The following is an 18591-nucleotide window of genomic DNA, read 5'->3' as shown; positions in this document are numbered from 1 at the left end:
GCGACGCGTGGAGCGCTTTCCGGCTCGAATGCGCTCGCCTACGCTCGGCGTCATGTTCAATCACGACGCCCTCCCCTCCGAGCACGCGCTCCGTTATCTCAAGGCGCACCTCCGGAGCGTCCCGGATTTTCCGAAGCCCGGGATCCTCTTCAAGGACATCACGCCGCTCCTCGCGGATCCGCGGGCGCTCCACATCACGCTCGATCTCCTGGCCCAGCGCTTCGTGGGCGAGCACGTCGACGTCGTGGTCGGCGTCGAGTCCCGGGGCTTCATCTTCGGCGGCGCGCTGTCGGCCCGGCTCAACGCCAGCTTCGTGCCCGTGCGCAAGCCAGGCAAGCTCCCGGCCGCGACCGATCGCGTGGCGTACGCGCTCGAATACGGCAAGGCAGAGCTCGAGATGCACAAGGGCTCGATCAGGCCGGGGGCGAGGGTCCTCATCGTGGACGACCTGCTCGCGACCGGCGGCACGGCCTCGGCCGCGGCCGAGCTCGCGCGCAAGCAGGGCGGCGAGGTCGCCGGCTTCGCCTTCGTCGTCGAGCTCGATTTCCTCGGCGGTCGTGCGCTCCTCGCGGAGCGCGCCGGCGACGCGGCGCCGGTCTTCTCGATCGTGCACTTCGCCGCGGGCGAGTGAGCGTTCACTCCTGGCCCACGCCGACCTGCAGCTTGCGCGCGACGGTGCGGCTCGCGGTCGTCGCCCGGGTCGGCCCGCCGACGGGGAACGTGATGACGACCGCGCCTGACCCGCCCTTGGTGATGCCCCCGCCGTGCGCCCCCACCAGCTTCCCCAGGCTCGCGGCATCGAGCGAGGCGCCAGCGCCGCGCAAGGCGTCGATCGGCCCCACCCCTGGCAACGCGGCGAGCGCCCCTCGATCGACCGCCGACATCTCGGCGAAGAGTCCGGACGCATAGACGAGCGCCGTCGCCGCCGTGGCCGGATCCGAGCCGCGGAACCAGGCGCCGGCGTCGTGGTAGGGCAGGTGCGCGCAGCGCGCGTACAGGGCGCCCAGCGCCGCGGCGGCCGCGTCGGACATGCGATCGCCGAGCGCGACGAAGCGCGCCCGGTGCGCGGGATCGAAGTATGCCCGCGCGTATCCGCCGGAGAAGCGCGCGGTGATCGCGCGCCACGACGGAGAGCGCCTTACCTCCTCCGCATCGAACCCGGGGACGATCTCCACGGCCCCGTCGGTGATCGCGGCGAGCTCGGCGTCGGCGCCAGCCGTCAGCTTGCCCTGCGCGATGAGCGCGCCGAGCCCCACGGACTCGGCGGTCAGGGCTGCTGGTTCCCCGGCGCCGGCGGCGAGCTCCGCTGCAGCGGCGCCGCGCGGCATCGCCAGCCAGAGCTCGGCGACCCAGCCCGCGAGCTCGAAGGGCCCCATGGAAGCGCCGGCGTAGATCCGCTTGCGCGCGGCCTCGCAGGTGCGCGCGTTCCGCGCCGCATCCTCGCCGGCGGTCGTCTCCGGCTCTGTGGGCGAGGCGGCCGGGGCCTCTCGCGATCGGAGCATGCGCGACGCGAAGAGCGCGCCGACGACCACCAGCGCGAGCACGCCGACGGGGATCACGAGGTGCCGCGCTGGCCGGACCCGGGCGGCCGGCGCAGGCGGCGCGAGCGAGCTCACCGCGCGGTGCGCCTGAGCGAGCCGCCGCGCGATGTCGGATGCCTTACGCGTGCGCAGCTCTTGTGGCAGAAGCGGCCACTGCTCGACCAGCTGCTCCAGATCGATGGCCACGGGCGCACCGCGCCCACGCAGCGCGATCTGGCGTCCCTGCACGCTCACCGAGCCCGATGTTCCAAACAGGCCCAGGGCCTCCTGTACAGCCGCCTCGATCTCCCGCGCGCTGGGGTCGTCCACGATCGCAGGGTAGCCGGATTTGCCGCCGGCATGCCGCCGCTTCTTCACGCCGCCCGGCCGTCACGGTCGCAGGCGCGGGCGGCCATGGAAATGCCGCCGAGGGCCGGCGGACATGGCACATTCCCGCGCGTGCAGAAGACGCGCGTCTACCTGTCGCCGGGCATGTTCGGCTTCGCGACCCTCGCCTCCCTCGAGTATTTCGAGCACTTCATCCGCGCGATCGAGGAGCGGTTCCGCGATCGCGGCCGTATCGTCGAGATCCACGTCTGCGAGGTCCACCCGACGGCCTCCATCCTCCGCCGGGCGGCGAAGCTCGCCCGCCTCGTGGACGAGAGCGCCGGGGACGACGACGGCCCCATCCACATCGTAGGCCACTCGACCGGAGGCCTGGACGCTCGCCTCGTCGCTTCGCCGACGGCGCGGCTCCCCGGGAACGCTCACCGCCGGCTCGGCTGGACGAGCCGGCTGCGGTCCGTCACCACCATCAACACGCCTCATTTCGGCACCCCGCTCGCCGCCTTCTTCGCCACGGTGAGCGGCCAGCGCCTGCTCTACGCCGTCACCGCGCTGACGGTGGCCGGCCTCAAGCTCGGCGCGCCGCCGCTCGCGGCCGCGTCGGCGCTGGTCGCCGCGTTCGGCCGGGCGCAGCTCGGCTTCTTCGAGATCGAGCTCATCGATCGCGCGGTCGAGAGCTTCATCCGCGTGCTCGACGACGCCTCGAGCCGCGAGCTGCGCGCCTGGCTGAAGCTCTTGCGCGACGACCAGGGCGCCATCGTCCAGCTCATGCCCGAGGCGATGGATCTGCTCCACGCCGGCCTCGAGGACCGCGCGGGCTTGCGGTACCAGAGCGTCGCGACGTACGCGCCACGCAACGCCGTGCGCGACTGGGTATCGGCGCTCCGGTCGCCGTGGGGAGCGATGTCGGCTGCCATCTTCACCGCGCTGTCGAACATCACCGCCCGCCTGAACGAGCACTACCCTTGTCGCTCCCATGACGGCTCGATCGAGCAGAAGCTCGCGCGCGTGCTCGGGGAGCTGCCGCCGCCGGACGCCAACGACGGCGTGGTCCCGCTGGCCTCGCAGGTCTGGGGGGAGCTCATCTGGGCCGGCAAGGCCGATCACCTGGACATCGTCGGCCATTTTCCGGGCAAGGGCGGGCACATCGACTGGCTGGCGAGCGGAGCCCGCTTCAATCGCCTGCGCTTCGACGCGGTGCTCGACCGCATCGTGACCGGGATGGTGGCCGGCGAGCAGAGCGGCCTGACAGAGCACGCGGCTGCGCCGCCGCGCCCGCTCGCGGAGGCGCGCGCATCGGAGCGCGGCGTGGACGTGGGGCAGAGCAGCGCCTCGACGAGCTCGGGCGGCGAGCCCGCCGCGTGAGCCGCGGCGGCGCGGCGCGCGCGCTCGATCTGATCACGGCGGAGCTCGTCGAGTGCCGGCGCTGCCCGCGGCTCGTGGCGTGGCGCGAGGACGTCGCGCGAGAGAAGCGGCGCGCTTACCGGGACCAGACCTACTGGGGCCGCCCTGTGCCGGGCTTCGGCGATCCGGATGCGCCGCTCGTGATCGTCGGGCTCGCCCCGGCGGCGCACGGCGGGAACCGCACCGGCCGCATGTTCACGGGCGATCGATCGGGTGACTTCCTCTACGCGGCGCTCTATCGAGCGGGGCTCGCCTCGCAGCCGACGAGCACCTCGCGCGACGATGGGCTCTCGCTCCGGGGCGTGTTCATCACCGCCCCCTGCCGCTGCGCTCCCCCGGACAACAAGCCCACGATCGCCGAGCTCGCGGCGTGCCGCGGGTGGATCGACCGAGAGCTCGCGGCGCTGCATCGGGCGCGCGTCTACCTCGCGCTCGGCAAGATCGGCTATGACGCCGTCGGCGCGCTCGCCCGCTCGCGCGGCGCGTCCGCAGGGGATCGCGAGGAAGCTCACCCACGCCTCCCGCCGTTCGCGCACGGCGTGGAGGCGGCGATCCCCGATCCGCGCGGCGGCGCCAGGGCGGCGCTGCTCTTCGGCAGCTACCACGTCAGCCAGCAGAACACGCAGACGGGGCGGCTCACCGGCGACATGTTCGACGAGGTCCTGCGCCGCGCCGTCAGCGCGGCGGGGCTCCGCGCCCCCGAGCGATCCGGACGTTAGTCCTGCTTCGCGAGGAGCTTCTGCAGATCGCCCGACTGGAACATCTCCGTCAGGATGTCGGAGCCGCCGATGAACTTCCCGTCCACGTAGACCTGCGGGATCGTCGGCCACTGCGAGTAGTCCTTGATGCCTTGGCGCAGCGAGGGATCGGACAGCACGTTGACGTCCTTGAAGTCCACGCCGCACTTTTTCAGGATGTCGACGGCCCGCGCCGAGAACCCGCATTGCGGGAAGGTCTTGGTGCCCTTCATGAAGAGGACGACGCGGTTGCTCTCGACGGTATCCTTGATCGCCTGGTGGATGTCGCTCATGGCTCGTTCCTGATCTCCCGCCGCGAGCGGGATCGCCCATTGTTCAATCTACACAGAAGCGGCGCGTGACTGCCGGGCCGCACGCCGTGGCGTGCCGCCGGGGCTCGCGACGGGACCGCGCTGGGCTCGCCAAGCAGACCACGTGACCGCCCCGCCCCGCGCGGTTGTGAACGGGGTTTCTGGTGTCGCCCTCCGCCCGCGTCAACTGGGCTGGAGCGCCGCAGGGGTCCGATGGTCGTCTGCAGGGACCAGTGGTTCCTCGGGCGGGTGCGCGGACGGCTTGGTGCGTCTTCGCAAGGGACGGGGGCGGTAGGCGGCGCCGGCCAGGCTCAGCGCATCGATCGGAGGGCTCGACGGCCACGGCCGTGCGGGGACACGGCGGGCGATCGACACACCGCACACCGCGCGCGCCCGCCCGCGAACGCGGAAACGTCGAACGCTGGTCGACAACGTGCTCCAGGACCTGTGTACCCAGGCCGCGGCGATGCCGCTTTCCGCTCGCTGAACGCGCATCGTGCCATCTGCACCGCAGCGTCTGGCCTTGCGCCGCCAAGTCGTTGTAGAACACGCCCCCACCTCGGCCGTCTTACCGACCGTGACCAGCGGCGGTGAGCCGCCGCGGGTGCGGCGAGCGTCCCATTGTCGCGGCCTCACTCGCACAACCCTGAAGGAGCCTCGTATGCGCTTGCACGTCCTCATCCCAGCGGCCCTGCTCGGCCTCGCGCCCCTCGCCTGCGGCGGCAGCGACCCGGAGCCGAACAACCCGTCGCAGATGCAGAACCAGTACGGGGCGTCAACCCAGTACCCGCCCGGACAATACCCGCCCGGACAGTACGGTCAGCCCACCCAGCCGGGCCAGTACGGCCAACCCACCCAGCCGGGCCAGTACCCGCCGCCGGCCACCACGACCCCCACCCCGACGCAGACGACGCCGACCGCAACGGGCACGAGCACCGGCCAGGCGACCCCGATCGCGCCTGCCGCGGTCAGCGCAGCGACCCCGGTCCTCACCGCCATGGCGGCCTCCGAGGTCCAGGGCATGCAGCCGGAGGGCGGCGCGTTCGCCGGGCAGTTCCAGGACGGCCAGACGCTCGAACAGCCGTTCAATATCCAGCCGGGCAAGTGTTACTCGGTGATCGGCGTGGGCCTCGGCGTCCAGGAGCTCAACCTGCAGATCGTCGCGCAGCCCGCGCCGATGCTGCCGCCCGTGGTGCTCTCCCAGGACAACACCACGGGACCGAACGCCACGCTCGGTGGCAAAGGCTCTTGCTTCAAGAATCCGCTCCCCGTGGGAGGCCCCGCGAAGGCCGTCATGACCGTCCGGGGCAGCGGCCTCGCCGTCGCCCAGATCTACGTGAAGTAGTCGCGTCCCTGCGGGCCGGCGCCGTCTGCCTCACGCATCGAGGCGCGGCGCCACCGCTCGCGCCTCGGGCCCTCCGTCGTACGTTTGCCCCTCCACTGTTCGCCGGGGGAGATGCAAGGTACACTCCAAGGGTGAGCTTGCCTTGGAAGTACTCGGCTCCCTGGATCGCCATCGTCGGACTGGCGTCCTGCTCTTTTCGTATGGCCGATGAGTCGACGGGCGGCCCCGATATGCCCGGGGACGCCGCTCGACCCACCGTCCTGGCGTTCGAGGAGGAAGGTACGCTCCAGCTCGTGCCAGGGGAGCTGCGCACGGTCTGGGTCACGGGGCAACCGCCGGCGCCCTACGAGGTGAGCTTCACCCTCCTCGGCGAAGCTGCAGGTGCATGGGTCGACCGCACGACGGCCGTCGCGGACGAAAATGGCAGGGCCTCGGTTCAGCTCCACGCGTCGACCCTGGGAAGCACGTTTCGGCTCCGCGCCGCGACGAAGGGCGGGCCGTCCGCGGAGCTCGGAGTTTCGGTGAGCGCGGAGGGCTTCGGCACGCTCCGCGTCATCCCGGTCTACGAGGGGACGCGCGTCGCGGAGGACTGGACGGCGAGCGTCGTCGCGGAGGCCACCTGCGAGGAGATCGCAGCCGCTGCGCCCGAAGCACCCGTGGGCGCGCTCGTTGCGCACGGCGGTCCAGACGAACCGGTGGTCGTCGAGGGCGCGCCTGTAGGGCCGAGCCTTACCGTCGCTCTGCACAGCGGTCGGATCGTGTGGGGTTGCGTGAGCGAACGAGAGCTGCAGGCCGGCTCCGCGCGCGACGTCTGGGTCCCGATCAAGGACCTGCCGATCGATATGGCGGCGACGCGCCTCGACACGAAGCTGACTTTCGTGACGGCGGAGGGGCTGACCGCGATGCTCGAAGCAGCGACCGAGCAGCTGCTCGACGCATTCTTGCCTGCCGGCGCGGAAGCCGCGTCCCTGCTCGACGCCATGCAGCGCGCGGCGCCGCCGGACCAGGCGCGCGCGTTTGCCGCGCAGCGGATCGAGCGTGACTGGGACGCTGCAGCACAGGCGCACCTCGCCGCGCTCCCGCTCCCCCTGCGCGACAGGTGTCGTGGATGGGCGCGTACCGGGCTCGCGGGTACGCCGCTCGCGCTCGACGGCAAGCTGAGCGGCGTGGCAGACATGCAGGGACGCGCGCTCTTCGAGGCGAGCTGGCTCGGCAGCGTGACCTCTGACAACGCGAGCGTACCACCTGCACATTTCATGTCATGGACGGCGGATCCCGGCGACGTGCTCCGGCTCGCGGGGACGCTGACGTGGTCGCCAACCCGAACCATCGGCGGAGTGACCGGGCTCGGGGTCGCAGCGGAGGCGGCCGCGGAGTCCGTCCCCGCAGCGCTCGCCGCTGCCGCAGAGTGCCAGGCGCTCGGCGAGCTGCTCGGCGGCTACTCCGACTGCACGAGCGACTGCATGGCGATGCTGTGCGCTGGCGGGCTCACGCTCCTGTGGCGCGCTGGAACCGAGGCATCGGAGACGGCCGGGATGATGGGCGAGATCGTCGTGAACGCTTCAGGCCCTGCGCAGCTCAACAGCTCCGCCGCGCCGATCGCATGGACGGCCGACTGGCTCGGGACCATCCGCTACGGAGAAGGCGAGGAGGTCGGCGTCGAGGGACGGGTGAACGCCGTTTCGCCGGAGTCCATCACCCACTAGCGGATCATCTGGCGGCGTCCTTCGGCTCGCAGCGCAACCGCCACCTCCGGCCCGTTGCGCGCTCGGTCGCAGCGAGCGGGATCGCGCTGGCGCCAACGTCGTTCTGCTTCTCGGGTGCCTTCGAGAAGGCGCCCTGCAGCCTCACCGCCATCGCCTCGACGCACGCGCTGCCTGGATCCAGGCGAAGCCGGAACTCGGCGCCGTCGACGGAGGGAGCGCTTCCGCCGACGTCGAAGCTCGGCGAGCCCTCCAGGCTCGTGTCGAGGAGCCAGCCGTCCTGACCCGGAGCGCAGCGCTCGATCCGTGTATCCGCGAGGTCCTTGCGGCCGAGCGGCACGGCCTCGCCGAACGCGCCGGTCTCGCGGTCGATCGGGAGCACGTGCCAGGAGCCGGCGCGCACGCCAGGGTCGGGAGCCGCCGAGATGAGCAGGCCGACGCCGCCGCCCAGCGCACGCCGGACCAGGCGCGGAGGATCCACGCCGTAGCCCGTGCGGCCAGGGCGGTAATAGGTCGCCAGCTGCCGCGCGATCCCGAGGTCGGCGCGCCACAGCGCCACGACGTCATACGAGCCGCCGGGCGTCACGAAGAACCACGTCTCGCCGAGCCGCACGGCGCCGTTCGGAAACGGCCGGAGGAAATTGCCGGCGCGGCCTGCGCTGTCGCGCAACGGAAGGATCGGCAGCCCTTCAGAGGCTGCGAACAGGCTGCATCCGGCGCCCCGACACACGTGGGTCAGCGCGGCCCGTCCGCCAGGATCGAGGTACGCGCCCCAGGACGCCGCCCCCTGAGCCACCACCCCGAGCGCCTCAGCGGCCGACGCCTCATCCGACCAAGGCGAGGCGCTCACGCCGCTGGAACGCACCCCGCCATCCGGGTCGAAGCGATCGTCGAAGCGGAGGAGCCAGCGCCCTGCGCGCGCCCAGTCTGCGCCTCGCTTGCCCCATGCGTAGGCGCGCATCGTCACGATGTCGTACGGAGCCCCGTTATCGAGGCCGATCTCGTCCGCCCCACGCTTGGGCGGGGGCGTGTTGCGGAAAGGAGCCCACGGCGACGTCGGAATCTCCGTCGACGCCGAGCGCGTGACCGACGAGGCCGGGCGCGCTCCCTCGGCGCGCGCGGAGGGCGCGGCGGGAGGCTTGTCCGGCAGCGGTGGCGTCGAGGAGCCGAGGGCCTCGCAGCGCATCGCGATCGGGCTCCCCGCGCGGAGCGGCGTCTGGAGCACCGGCGGCGGCTTCGCCTCGGCCAGATCGTCCGGCAGCGCCGTCTTGCCCCAGCCGACCCGGATCCAGCCCCTGAAGACGCAGCCGACGGGGCCGCACGCGCGCGTCCTCGACGCCGCGGTGTCGTCGTCCCGCTCCGGCAGATCGAGCGAGCGCCAGGTCATGCCGCCGTCCGTCGACTCGGCGGCGCGCTCGCCTTCTCCGAGGGAGAACGCGAACCGCCCAGACAACAGCGCGCCCGTGCCGTCCTGGCGCGGCGCCCCCGCGGTCACCTTCCCGCTCTTCGCGTCGATCCGAACGCCCACGATCGGACCGCCTGCCTCCACCCAGCCGCCGATGACGCCGGGCTCACGCTCCTCGAACCCTTCGATCCACATACCGCGCTGCAGATCGCGCGCGGTGCTGCGCGGCTTGGGCGGGAGGATCAGCGGGACGGTCGTGACGTCGCTCCCCTTGAGCAGCGTGAGCTGCCCCGGCGCGTCCAGGCGAGGCGGCGAGAGGACGGCGATGCGGCCGTCGGACAGCGCGACGACGCGCTCGATGCCGACGTCTCGCGCGGGCGCGCGGACGTGGATCTCGCGGGTGCGCCCGTCGGCGGCGACCACGCAGTACGCACGCCCGGCGCGCACCGCGCTGTCTTCGCTGCAGGAGCCGCGGATCACCAGCGCGCCGTTGCCGCTCGCGACCACGAAGCGGGGCTCGTCGAAGCGCATCAGCCGGCGCATGCCGAGCGGCGGCTGGAAAGCGTACAGGGTCGTCGGCCCCTCACGCTCGCCGCACACGAACCCGAACGACGCCCCCGCGCGGATCGCATGGCAGGCCGCCTCTCGCTCCGGATAGGCGTCGGGCGCGACGTCGATGACCGCCCCGTCGCGCAGCGAGACGCGCGCCAGGGCGCCGCCGCGAGCCAGCACCGCGGTCGTGCTCGAGTCGGGCCACCCGTCCTCGACCGCGGCGCGGAGCGGGCGCCTCCCGAGAGGCCCCTGGGCGCGCGCCGGCGGCTCCAGCACGTCATCGGAAGCATCCAGCGTGCGGTACGTCACGCCGCCGCGCGCATCGACCGCGTAGAGCCCGCTCGCGGTCATGACGGCAGGATCGCCGCCGACGACGGCGACAGAGGTCGGCCGCGCGTCGATCTCGACCTCACGCCAGGTGGCCCCGGCGTCGAACGTGACGAGCAGGCCGCGCAGATCGGCCTCGACCAGGGCGCGCCATCCGTCGGCGAACGCGATCTGGCCGTACGTGCTCGCCGGTGGGAGCGGGCCGAGCGGCATCGCCGCGCCCGTCTGCGCGTCGATCGCGAGGAGCCGGTGGCTGTGCGAGAGCCGAGCGTAGAGGCGATCGAACCCCGCGAGGATCTCGTTCGCCTCCGACGGCAGCTGGACGAGCGGCTCGAGCGGGGCGAGCCACGCCTGAGCCCGCCAGAGCTGCGCGCTGCCGCGGCTCGACGCGTGGAACAGGTACCCGCCACCCAGGCGCGTCGGCAGCTTGAGCGAGGTGACCTGACCTGACGGCAACAGGTCGGCGGCGCGCTCGAGCGATCCGTCGTCGTGCGCGACGACGCGCATGCGATCGATGAGCACCCGCTTGGCCCCCGCCTCGCTGGCCACCACGCCGCGCTCTCCGACGAGATCCGGGAGCAGCCGCGATGGAGTGACCATGGTCACGAGCGCCCCCTGCGAGGATCGCCCGCCCGGAGCCGGGCGCGACGCTTGCCCGGAAGCGCTGCGATCGCGCGACGCCGGTCCTCCGGAGGGCGCCATCGCCGCCTGTCCACCGCACCCTGCCGCGCTCGCGCAGAGGAGCAGCGCCATCGTGGAGCGCCGCGCCGCGCCCGGCATCCGCCGAGGAACCGGCGCGCGCAGCCGCCCGTCGGGCTCACTCATGACGGACGATGCTAGCGCGGCGGTCCAGGCGCCGCACCGTCCTTGCGGGCGCCCACGCCAAGGTTCAGCCGCGGCTCGCGTCGTGCGTGTCTGCAGCGGCTGGCTCACGCCGGCCGCGCATCGCACGCCCAGCGCCGGAGCAGCCGCTGCACGCGCGGCTCCGGCGGCGAGGATGTCCGCTCACCGATCGGACGACGGCCGACGCGCGTTCACTTGCCCTTTGCGGAGCACTGCATCGCGCACATCAGATCGCCGACCGCGCACCCGCAGCCGCCGCGCTTCGCGGGGGCCGGAGCGGCCGGCGCCGGGGCGGCCGCAGCAGGCGACTGCTTGCCTGCGGTGCTGCCGCCGGTGTTCGGTCGCGGCGACGGCCTCGCGTTCGGGCGCGCCCCTGCTGCCGTCGGCGTGGCGCTTGGCGCGGCGCTCGCGACCGGCTCTGCCGTCGCGGTCGCCGACGCCGTCGCCGGCGCGGTGGGCGCGGGCGCCGGTGCCGTGTCGAGGGGCGCCGTCGTCGCCGGCGCGGCGGCCGTGGGCGGCGCGGTCTCGACCGCGGTGGGAACCGGCGTGCTGCCCCCGCCCTTCATCAGGAAGAAGACACCTGCGATCGCGATGCCCGCGATCGCGATGCCCGCGGCGATGATCAACGGGGCGCGGTTCTTGGAAGGGGCCTCGCCGACGTTCGGCGGCGCGACCGACGGCGCTCGCGCCGTGGTCACGATCGGCGCGCTGAGCTGGAACAGGCCGCCATCGTTGGCGACGATGCTCGCGACGGGCGACGGCGCTCGGACGCCAGCTCCCGACGCGAGGGCCTTCAGGTCGATGAGGCCGGAGTCGTCCGAGGCGCTGACGGCCGCCCGCGCCGGGGCCGGAGCGGCGGCCTTCGCCGTGAGGGCGCTCAGCGAGAACAGCATCGAGTTCTCGTCGCGCTGGCCAGGCGCGGCGCCGCTCTTGAAGAGCGGAGCGCTCGTGGCCACGTCGTCGGAGCTGGGCCGGTGCGCCTCGACGCCCGGGCTCGCGCCGAAGAGATCCTGCGTCGGACGCGCCGGATCGCGACGCACCGCCGCTGCTCGAGGAGCGGCCGCCGCGACCGACTCGACGCCCGGGGAGGTCTGCCCGAGGGCCGCTCCCCCGCTGGGCACCGACGTCGACTGCACCGGCGCTGCCTCCTGCGCGGCCACGGAGGCAGGAGCGCTGCCTGCATGCAGGGCCGCGACGATCGTGTCGATCTGGCCGAGCGGCTGCCAGTCGGCCATGCCGTCCGCCCAGACGTACGTCTCGGCGTTGATCACCCCCGACTGGTAGCTCGTGACGATCTCGGCCAGCGCCATCGAGCGCTGATCGCCGTCCGCCACGTTGACCAGGTACGTCGTCCCGTCATTCGGAACGCTCGTGCCGGAGACCGGATCGGCGAGCCCGCCGTTGGTCGTCACGCCCGAGCTGTTCACGAGGATCGTCGCGCCGCATTTGCGGCACTTGATCTTGACGGTTCTGCCTTGGACCTTCTCGTCCGAGACGGTGTATTTCGACTGACAGGACTGGCAGGTGATCTTCATTGGGGGCTGGCCCGCTGGGGTGTAGTGCCGGCGAGGCGTCGCGTAGAGTTTACCTTGATGCCGCGCCGGTGGCCCGCTCTCTGACGTGCCAGTCGCGCGTCTGATCTCGCAGCTCCGCTTTACGATAGCCGAGGTCGTCGTCCCTTCGTAAAGCACAAAGGGACGGACCTCCGACGGGACCGTTGTCGGGGTGCGGCGCAGCAGCGCGCAGGTCGGGCTCCGGAGTGCGACCAGCCGCCTGGCGGCGCGGCTCAGGCGCCCATCCGCGCGGGGAGGCGCCTCACACTCGACGCGCCCGCGCGACCCGTGATTGCTGCCGTACTGCGAACCTGCGGTGTGGCGGTGTGAGCTCGCGGCGCGGCGCGGTGAGGCCTCGCGGCGCAGAGCGGCAAGGAGGCTCCGTCAGGCGTCGCCGCGCGCGGAACCGAGCTCTTCCAGGGCGGGCTCGTCGGTGACGACCGGCACATCGTCGACCGGGTCTTGCGGCTCGGCGCTCTCGCTGTGCCCCTGGGCCTCGTGGCTCCCCACGTGCTCCCCGTACGCCTGCAGCTTCGAGTACAGGCCGCGGCGGCTGATCCCGAGCACGCGGGCGGCGCGCTGTTTGTTGCCGCGCACCGCCTCGAGGGTCAGAAGGATGAGCTTGCGCTCCGCGTCCGCCAGGCGCGTTCCGACCGGAAGGCGCAGCACGAGCGGGTGCTCGGCCGCTTCGCCGGCGTCCCGCGACGGCTCGGCCTCGTGCGTGCCCGCCTCCCCCGGCCTCCGCGGCATCGAGGCTGGGCCGATGGAGGACGGCACAGGCTGCGCGCCGACGTGCGACGGCACGGGCTCGGAGGGAACCACCAGGTCGGCGGCATGAACGATCGGCACCGAGAGCGGCTCGGCCGGCTCGGCGGGGACGACCGGCGCCGCCACCCTCGCCGACGGGATGCTGTCATAGGAACGCCGGCCCGAGCGCCGCTCGATCCGGCCCTGGCCGAGCTGGACGTCGTTGGCCGAGACCAGCTCGTTCGAGGCGAAGAGCGCCGTCTGCTCGATGACATTGCGCAGCTCGCGGACGTTGCCCGGCCAGTCGTGCTCGGCCAGCCGCTCGACGGCGGCGTCCGAGAGGCGGCGGGCCGGGGTGCCGTAGCGCTTGGCGAACTTCAGCAGGAAGCGCTCGGCGATGGGCAGGACGTCCTCCCTGCGCTCGCGCAGCGGGGGCAGCGTCACCGTGAACACGTTGAGCCGGTAGTAGAGGTCCTCGCGGAAGACGCAGTCGTCGACGAGGTCGAGCAGGTCCTTGTTCGTGGCGGCGACGACGCGGACGTCGGCCTCGATCTCCTTGCGGCCGCCGACGCGCGTGAACCGGTACGTCTCGAGCACGCGGAGGAGGCTGACCTGCACGGCCGCGTCCATCGTGCCCACCTCGTCGAGGAAGACGGTGCCGCCCGCCGCCGCCTCGAACTTGCCCTCCGCGGCCGCGAACGCGCCGGTGAACGAGCCCTTCTCGTGGCCGAAGAGCTCGCTGCCGATGAGCTCGCGCGGGATCGCGCCCGTGTGGACCGGCACGAACGGGCCCGCGCGGCGGCGGCTCCGGTTGTGGATGGCGCGCGCGACGAGCTCCTTGCCCGTGCCGCTCTCGCCGACGATGAGCACGGGGGCCATCGTCGCGGCGACGCGCTCGATGCGGGTGAAGACCTCCCGCATCCGCAGCGAGCCGCCGATCATCCCCTCGAACACGAGCTGCCCATGGAGGGGATCGTCGTCGTCGAACTCGGTCGGCGGCGACGAGAGGAGCTCGCGCACGAGCAGCACGAGGCGCGCCGGATCGAGCGGCTTCTGGAGGTAGTCGGCCGCTCCCAGCTTGAGCGCGTCGACGGCGCTCGTGATCGACGCCGCGCCGGTGACCATGACCACGTGGGGCGGCGGCGCCTTCGGCTCGGGCCCCTCGAGCTCGCCGGGCGAGAGCCGGCGCATCAGATCGACCCCCGTCATGCCCGGCAGGTTGAGATCCGTGACGAGTACGTCAGCCGGCGTCCGCTGGTGGATCTCGAGCGCTTGCTCGCCGCTCGACGCAACGACGACGTCGAGCCCTTCATGGCGCAGCACCGCCTCGAGGATGGCCGCCTGATCGGGCTCGTCCTCGACGAGGAGCACACGGCCGTGATGGCTGTGGCTCCGATGCGGCGAGCGCGCTTGTCCGCGCGGAATTGCAGCTGAAACTGCGTTCGGTCCCAAAGCTTCCCTCCCAGCTCGGCGGACGGACGGCTCGGCCCCGTGCGAGTTGAAACGTGCCGTTAAACTTGTACCTCGCGGGGGCCTCGTATCAACTCGGGAGTTGCCTCCTTCTCGAGTGCAAAGCCCCCCTCACATACCGTCCGCGACATGCCGTGCCTGCCCGACGGATGTGGCGCCCCTGGCTCACTGACTCCTGTGGTGACACGCCGCCGCGCGCCTCACCAGCGCTCGATGATGCAGCATGCGATGCGATCGGCCAGCGCCATGCACGTAAGCATCGGATTCACTGCAGGACTTCCAGGAAAGATGCTCGTATCAGCGACGTACACATTGTCCAGATCGTGGCAGCGCCCCTCCTCATCGACCACCCCGTCCCGCGGGCGCCTCGACATCCGCGCCGTGCCGAAGGCGTGATTCGCCGCGGTGATCGTGTCGCGCCCGTCGAGCCGTTTGCTCTTCAGGATCTCGGCTTCTTTCGGCGACGTCAGCTCGTCGGGCACGCCGTGCAGCCCGGGCAGTATCGACGAGGCCCCCGCCGCCCAGCAGATGTCGGACAAGATGCCGAGACCGCGCTGGATCTTCTCGACGTCGCGCGGCGCGTAGTCGAATCGCACATCAGGGTCCCAGCTGCCGCGCTTCGGACGCACCGTCCCGCGCGACCGCTCGGCTGCAATGATGACGTCGAACGGCGCCATCCGGTTGTATGTCCGGAGATGACGCTGGTAGTCGTGCCCGAGGCCGGGAAATCGCGCGGCGAGCACGGCCGGCGGCGACCAGAGGACCTCCAGCTTGATCCCTTGCTCGATGAAGTGGAGCGAGTGATAGCCCTGGGTCGCGCCCTCCCATGGATCGATGGGCTCCGGGAACACCGCCATGATGGCGAGCCCAGGGTGGAGCTGCAGCTCGTTGCCCACATGGCCGCTCGATCCGGCGGCGCCGCTGCGGAGCAGGATGAGCGGGGTCGCCATGCAGCCGGCCGCGAGCACGACGAGCTCCGCCCGTATCTCGACGGGCGCCCCCTCGCGCCAGGTGAACGGCTCGATCGTGCGCCCGCGCATCCCGGCGGCGCGCCTGCCGGAGAGCAGCAGGTGCTCGGCGCGCACGCTGGTGAAGACGCGCGCGCCCGCCCGGATCGCGGCGGGGACGTACGAGACGTCGGTCGACATCTTTGCGCGGTTGCGACACCCCGTGAAGCACTCGCCCGAGCCGCGGCAGCCGCGCACGTTGCGGTGGGTCGGCTCGCTCGACAGCCCCAGCGCGTCGCAGCCGCGCTTGAAGCGCAGGTTGCGCTCGCCCTGCACCTCCATCGGCGTGGGTGAGACGCCGAGCAGGCGCTCGACGCGATCGTAGTGGGGCAGCAGCGCGTCCAGGGTGAGCGAGGACGTGCCGGTCCGCTCTGCCCACTTGTCGAACACCCAGGCGGGCGAGCGCGCGCAGATGGCCGAGTTGACGACCGAGCCGCCCCCGAGCGCGATCGCCTGCATGGTCGGGATGAGCATGCGCCCGCGGGCGGCGCGCATCCCCCCCTCGCGCAGCGTGCGCGAGAGCGACTCGCCCGGCTCCTGGCGGAAATCCTCCACCCCGAACGGCGGCCCCTCCTCGACGAGGATCACGTCGCGCCCCGCCTCGGCGAGCTCCTTGGCGACGACCGCGCCGCCCGGCCCCGAGCCGACGACGAGCACCTCGCACGACGCCCGCACCTCGCCCTCGTAGTCGGCGAACACCTTCACCTGCGAGCGCGGCTCGTCGGGCGCGAGCGGCTCCACCGCGCCCCTCGATCGGAGCGTCGCCTCGGAGAGCGAGCGCCGCTCGCCGCGCTCGCGGCCCACGGCGCGAGGCGGCTCCGGGAAGACGGGGAGCTTCACGCCGTCACCCCCGGCGCGAGCGACGGGGGCGCCGCGGCGGCGGGCTCACCCGCCGCTCTCCCGGCGGCGCGGCGCTCGAAGGGCGTGGCGCAGCAGGCGACGCCGATCGCGCCGGCGACCTTCTCGTTCGCGAGATACCCCATCGAGAGCATCGTCCGCAGCGAGAGGAACGTCACCCGCCGGAGGTAGATGCAGCTCTGCGCCATCGACGCGAGCACCGCGATGCGATCGGCGTGCGGGAGGCGCGTGAAGCGTGCGCGGCGCGGCCCGAAGACCCAGGGCGAGAGCTCGACGAAGTGGAACAGCAGCCGCATGTAGGGCCGGAGAGGCCGCGGTGTGCGCGCGACGTAGCGGTCCACGTACTCGACCAACCCGGCCTCCGTGCCGGAGACCGGGATCGGGCCCCCGGCCGGGAACAGGGCGTCAGCGCAGGCCGCCACGATGGCCCGCTCCTTCACGGACAGCGCGGAAGAGGGCGCACCGGGGGCCGACGCCCTGCGCACGAGGAAGACGGCGGCGACGGCGAGCGCCGCCAGGACAACGACGGGACCGATCACGGGCAGGTGCGCAACGAGCTCGCTCATCACTCGACTCCTTCCTTGTCAGCACGGGAAGCCGTCGCCGTGGCTGCCTCGACAGCGTAGCCCTACAGCCAGAGTGCGCAATTTCGTTCGCACTGCGTCCGGGTGTTCGCACACCATCCTGTCCCGATTTACGCAGCTCGACGTTGTGGCTGTGACAACCGCGGTATGGTCGGCGCCCGATGAGCGACGAGCCCGTGACCGCAGTGGGGAGGAGCGAGGAGGTGGGACACGACGAGTCCATCGAAGGCGAGGAGCTGTCGGGAGCCGAGCGCCACACCTCGCCGGCGCGCGATCTTCAAACCTGGCTCGCTGGCGCTCCCCTCCCCGCCTCGCTGGAGCTCACGCTCGGGCTGCTCGCGCCGATGGTGATCACGATCGCGGCTGCGCTCCGCGTCGCGAGCTTCACGATCGACGACGCGTACATCTCGTTCCGGTACGCGGAGAACCTCGCGAACGGAAACGGGCTCGTTTACAACGTGGGCGAACGCGTCGAGGGCTACACGAACTTCCTCTGGACGGTGCTCCTCGCCGCGGCGGTGAAGCTCGGCGCGGCGCCGGCGGCGGCGTCGAAGGTGCTCGGCGCCGCCTGCGCCGCAGGTGCGCTCGTCCCGACCTACCTCCTCTCCCGGCGGCTGCGTCCGTTCTCGAACGTGCCCTGCCTCGCGACCTGGCTGCTCGCGATGAGCGTCCTCTTCTCCGGCTACGCGGTGTTCGGGCTGGAGACGCCGCTGTTCCTCCTGCTCACGCTCGCGGGGACCGAGCTCTTCTTCCGCGAAGAGGACGCCGCCAGCGACGACAGCGGCGCTCGGCCCGCGCTCGTCTTCTCATGGTTCCCCTGGTTTCCCTTGTCCGGCGCGGTGTTCGCGCTCGCCGCGCTCACCCGCCCGGAGGCGCCGCTGTTCCTCGGGCTGCTCGTCGTCTGGCACTCGGAGCAGGCGCTCTCGCGCCGGAGCGTGCTGCGCCTGGTCGCGTTCGCGCTCCCGGTCGCCGCGCACCTCGTGTGGCGGCACAGCTACTACGGCGCGTGGCTCCCGAACACGCTCGCCGCGAAGACGGGCGACTTCGCGCAGCAGATCCAGGGCGGGGGCGACTACGTCCGCAAGTACGCGCAGCACGCCGGCGCCTTCCTGTGGCTCGGGGTCCTCTCGGTCGCCTCATCCATCGTCCACGGGCGCCGGAGCGGCCTCGCGATCGCGTCGATCGCGCTGCTGTTCGGCGTGTACGTCGTCGCGGTGGGCGGCGACTGGATGCCTTACTTCCGGTTCCTCGCGCCCGCGGAGCCGTTCGCGTTCCTGCTCGCCGACGACGCGGTCCGCGCGATCGCCGCGCGCCGCGAGCGCGTGGCGTCGCTCGCGATCGCGGCGTTCGGCGCGATCACGATCGCGACCCGCGCCGGCGAGCTCGTGCGGGCCCAGCGGAACCTCCTCGTCAACGACAAGGGCTTCTGGGACGACGCCGCAGGGCGCTCCGCGGAGTGGCTCGTCCAGAACGCGGAGCCTGGCCCCATCGCGCTCGCCGACATCGGCTACGTCGGTTACCGCACGGGCTTCCCGGTCGTGGACATGCTCGGGCTGCTCAGCCCCGAGGTCTCCCGCCTGCCGGGCGCGTACACGCACAAGGTCGGGGCCGGCTACACCGACGTGATCTTCGCGAAGAACCCGCGTTACTTCTTGCTCATCTCCTCCGCGATCGACTGCAAGAGCCCGACGGTGCCCTCCTCCCGCGCCTCGTACGACGACCCCAGGTTCAAGGCGGACTACAGGCTCCGCCAGGCCATCGCGCTCCGGAAGGGCGGCGCGTGGTGCATCTACGGGAAGACGTCGTATCCCTGACGATCGCTCCGACGAAGCGCGCGCGTCGCCGGAGCGCGCGCCTCATCTCGCGCTTCGCCTCGCGGC

13 protein-coding genes are annotated in these 18591 nt (G+C 72.4%); 6 read left to right on the top strand and 7 right to left on the bottom strand.

Annotation, left to right across the window (positions count from 1 at the left end):
* Positions 1-28: 28 nt before the first annotated feature.
* The gene (locus WME82_RS16670) at positions 29-631 is read left to right on the top strand and encodes an adenine phosphoribosyltransferase (protein WP_437872336.1); all 603 of its coding nucleotides are present in this window, start codon (positions 29-31) and stop codon (positions 629-631) included.
* A gap of 4 nt (positions 632-635) precedes the next feature.
* On the opposite strand, the gene WME82_RS16665 is transcribed toward WME82_RS16670, so the two are convergent.
* Positions 636-1898: a hypothetical protein gene (locus WME82_RS16665; RefSeq protein WP_438043632.1), complete on the bottom strand. Its 1263-nt coding sequence runs from the start codon at positions 1896-1898 to the stop codon at positions 636-638.
* Positions 1899-1934: 36 nt separating this feature from the next.
* Between WME82_RS16665 and WME82_RS16660 the strand changes: the two genes are divergently transcribed.
* Positions 1935-3230 carry an esterase/lipase family protein gene (locus WME82_RS16660; RefSeq protein WP_438043631.1) on the top strand — a complete coding sequence of 432 codons (1296 nt, stop codon included), beginning with the start codon at positions 1935-1937 and terminating at the stop codon, positions 3228-3230.
* Positions 3227-3988, top strand: a complete 762-nt coding sequence (locus WME82_RS16655) for a uracil-DNA glycosylase (RefSeq protein ID WP_438043630.1) — start codon at positions 3227-3229, stop codon at positions 3986-3988. The genes WME82_RS16660 and WME82_RS16655 overlap by 4 nt, the downstream gene beginning before the upstream one ends.
* Here WME82_RS16655 and grxD read toward each other — a convergent pair.
* Positions 3985-4299: a Grx4 family monothiol glutaredoxin gene (gene grxD, locus WME82_RS16650; RefSeq protein WP_438043629.1), complete on the bottom strand. Its 315-nt coding sequence runs from the start codon at positions 4297-4299 to the stop codon at positions 3985-3987. The two genes, WME82_RS16655 and grxD, sit on opposite strands and share 4 nt — an antisense overlap.
* Positions 4300-4978: 679 nt before the next feature.
* Between grxD and WME82_RS16645 the strand changes: the two genes are divergently transcribed.
* Positions 4979-5662 (top strand): hypothetical protein, encoded by a 684-nt coding sequence (locus WME82_RS16645; protein ID WP_437872332.1) that lies wholly within the window; start codon positions 4979-4981, stop codon positions 5660-5662.
* 131 nt (positions 5663-5793) lie between these two features.
* Positions 5794-7368, top strand: coding sequence for a hypothetical protein (locus WME82_RS16640; RefSeq protein ID WP_438043628.1), 1575 nt, complete (start codon positions 5794-5796; stop codon positions 7366-7368).
* Between the two features lie 4 nt (positions 7369-7372).
* Here the strand turns inward: WME82_RS16640 and WME82_RS16635 are convergent, their stop codons facing one another.
* The 5 genes from WME82_RS16635 to WME82_RS16615 form a co-directional block, all read right to left on the bottom strand.
* Entirely contained in the window at positions 7373-10474 is a 3102-nt protein-coding gene (locus tag WME82_RS16635) for a hypothetical protein (RefSeq protein ID WP_438043627.1), read from the bottom strand.
* 209 nt (positions 10475-10683) lie between these two features.
* Entirely contained in the window at positions 10684-12027 is a 1344-nt protein-coding gene (locus WME82_RS16630; protein ID WP_438043626.1) for a zinc-ribbon domain-containing protein, read from the bottom strand.
* A 402-nt stretch (positions 12028-12429) separates the two neighbouring features.
* A complete protein-coding gene (locus WME82_RS16625; protein ID WP_437746448.1) occupies positions 12430-14163 on the bottom strand; it encodes a sigma-54-dependent transcriptional regulator in 1734 nt (577 codons plus the stop codon).
* A gap of 299 nt (positions 14164-14462) precedes the next feature.
* Positions 14463-16109: a GMC family oxidoreductase N-terminal domain-containing protein gene (locus tag WME82_RS16620; RefSeq protein ID WP_438043625.1), complete on the bottom strand. Its 1647-nt coding sequence runs from the start codon at positions 16107-16109 to the stop codon at positions 14463-14465.
* Positions 16106-16693 (bottom strand): gluconate 2-dehydrogenase subunit 3 family protein, encoded by a 588-nt coding sequence (locus WME82_RS16615; RefSeq protein WP_438043624.1) that lies wholly within the window; start codon positions 16691-16693, stop codon positions 16106-16108. Before WME82_RS16615 ends, WME82_RS16620 begins: the two co-directional genes overlap by 4 nt.
* 179 nt (positions 16694-16872) lie before the next feature.
* Between WME82_RS16615 and WME82_RS16610 the strand changes: the two genes are divergently transcribed.
* On the top strand, positions 16873-18525 hold the full coding sequence (locus WME82_RS16610; protein WP_438043623.1) for a hypothetical protein: 1653 nt from the start codon (positions 16873-16875) through the stop codon (positions 18523-18525).
* The last annotated feature ends 66 nt before the right edge of the window (positions 18526-18591 follow it).

The sequence above is a fragment of the Sorangium sp. So ce128 genome, assembly GCF_051525245.1.
Taxonomy (GTDB): Bacteria; Myxococcota_A; Polyangia; order Polyangiales; family Polyangiaceae; genus Sorangium; species Sorangium cellulosum_B.
Note: the sequence above shows the minus strand (reverse complement) of the source record. Positions and strands in the feature narration are given on the sequence as shown.

Bases quoted from the DNA above. Each gene is read 5' to 3' on its own strand.
- grxD (WP_438043629.1), bottom strand. From the start codon at position 4,299: ATGAGCGACATCCACCAGGCGATCAAGGATACCGTCGAGAGCAACCGC.
- WME82_RS16630 (WP_438043626.1), bottom strand. From the start codon at position 12,027: ATGAAGATCACCTGCCAGTCCTGTCAGTCGAAATACACCGTCTCGGAC.
- WME82_RS16635 (WP_438043627.1), bottom strand. From the start codon at position 10,474: ATGAGTGAGCCCGACGGGCGGCTGCGCGCGCCGGTTCCTCGGCGGATG.
- WME82_RS16645 (WP_437872332.1), top strand. From the start codon at position 4,979: ATGCGCTTGCACGTCCTCATCCCAGCGGCCCTGCTCGGCCTCGCGCCC.
- WME82_RS16660 (WP_438043631.1), top strand. From the start codon at position 1,935: ATGGAAATGCCGCCGAGGGCCGGCGGACATGGCACATTCCCGCGCGTG.
- WME82_RS16615 (WP_438043624.1), bottom strand. From the start codon at position 16,693: ATGAGCGAGCTCGTTGCGCACCTGCCCGTGATCGGTCCCGTCGTTGTC.
- WME82_RS16670 (WP_437872336.1), top strand. From the start codon at position 29: ATGCGCTCGCCTACGCTCGGCGTCATGTTCAATCACGACGCCCTCCCC.
- WME82_RS16610 (WP_438043623.1), top strand. From the start codon at position 16,873: ATGAGCGACGAGCCCGTGACCGCAGTGGGGAGGAGCGAGGAGGTGGGA.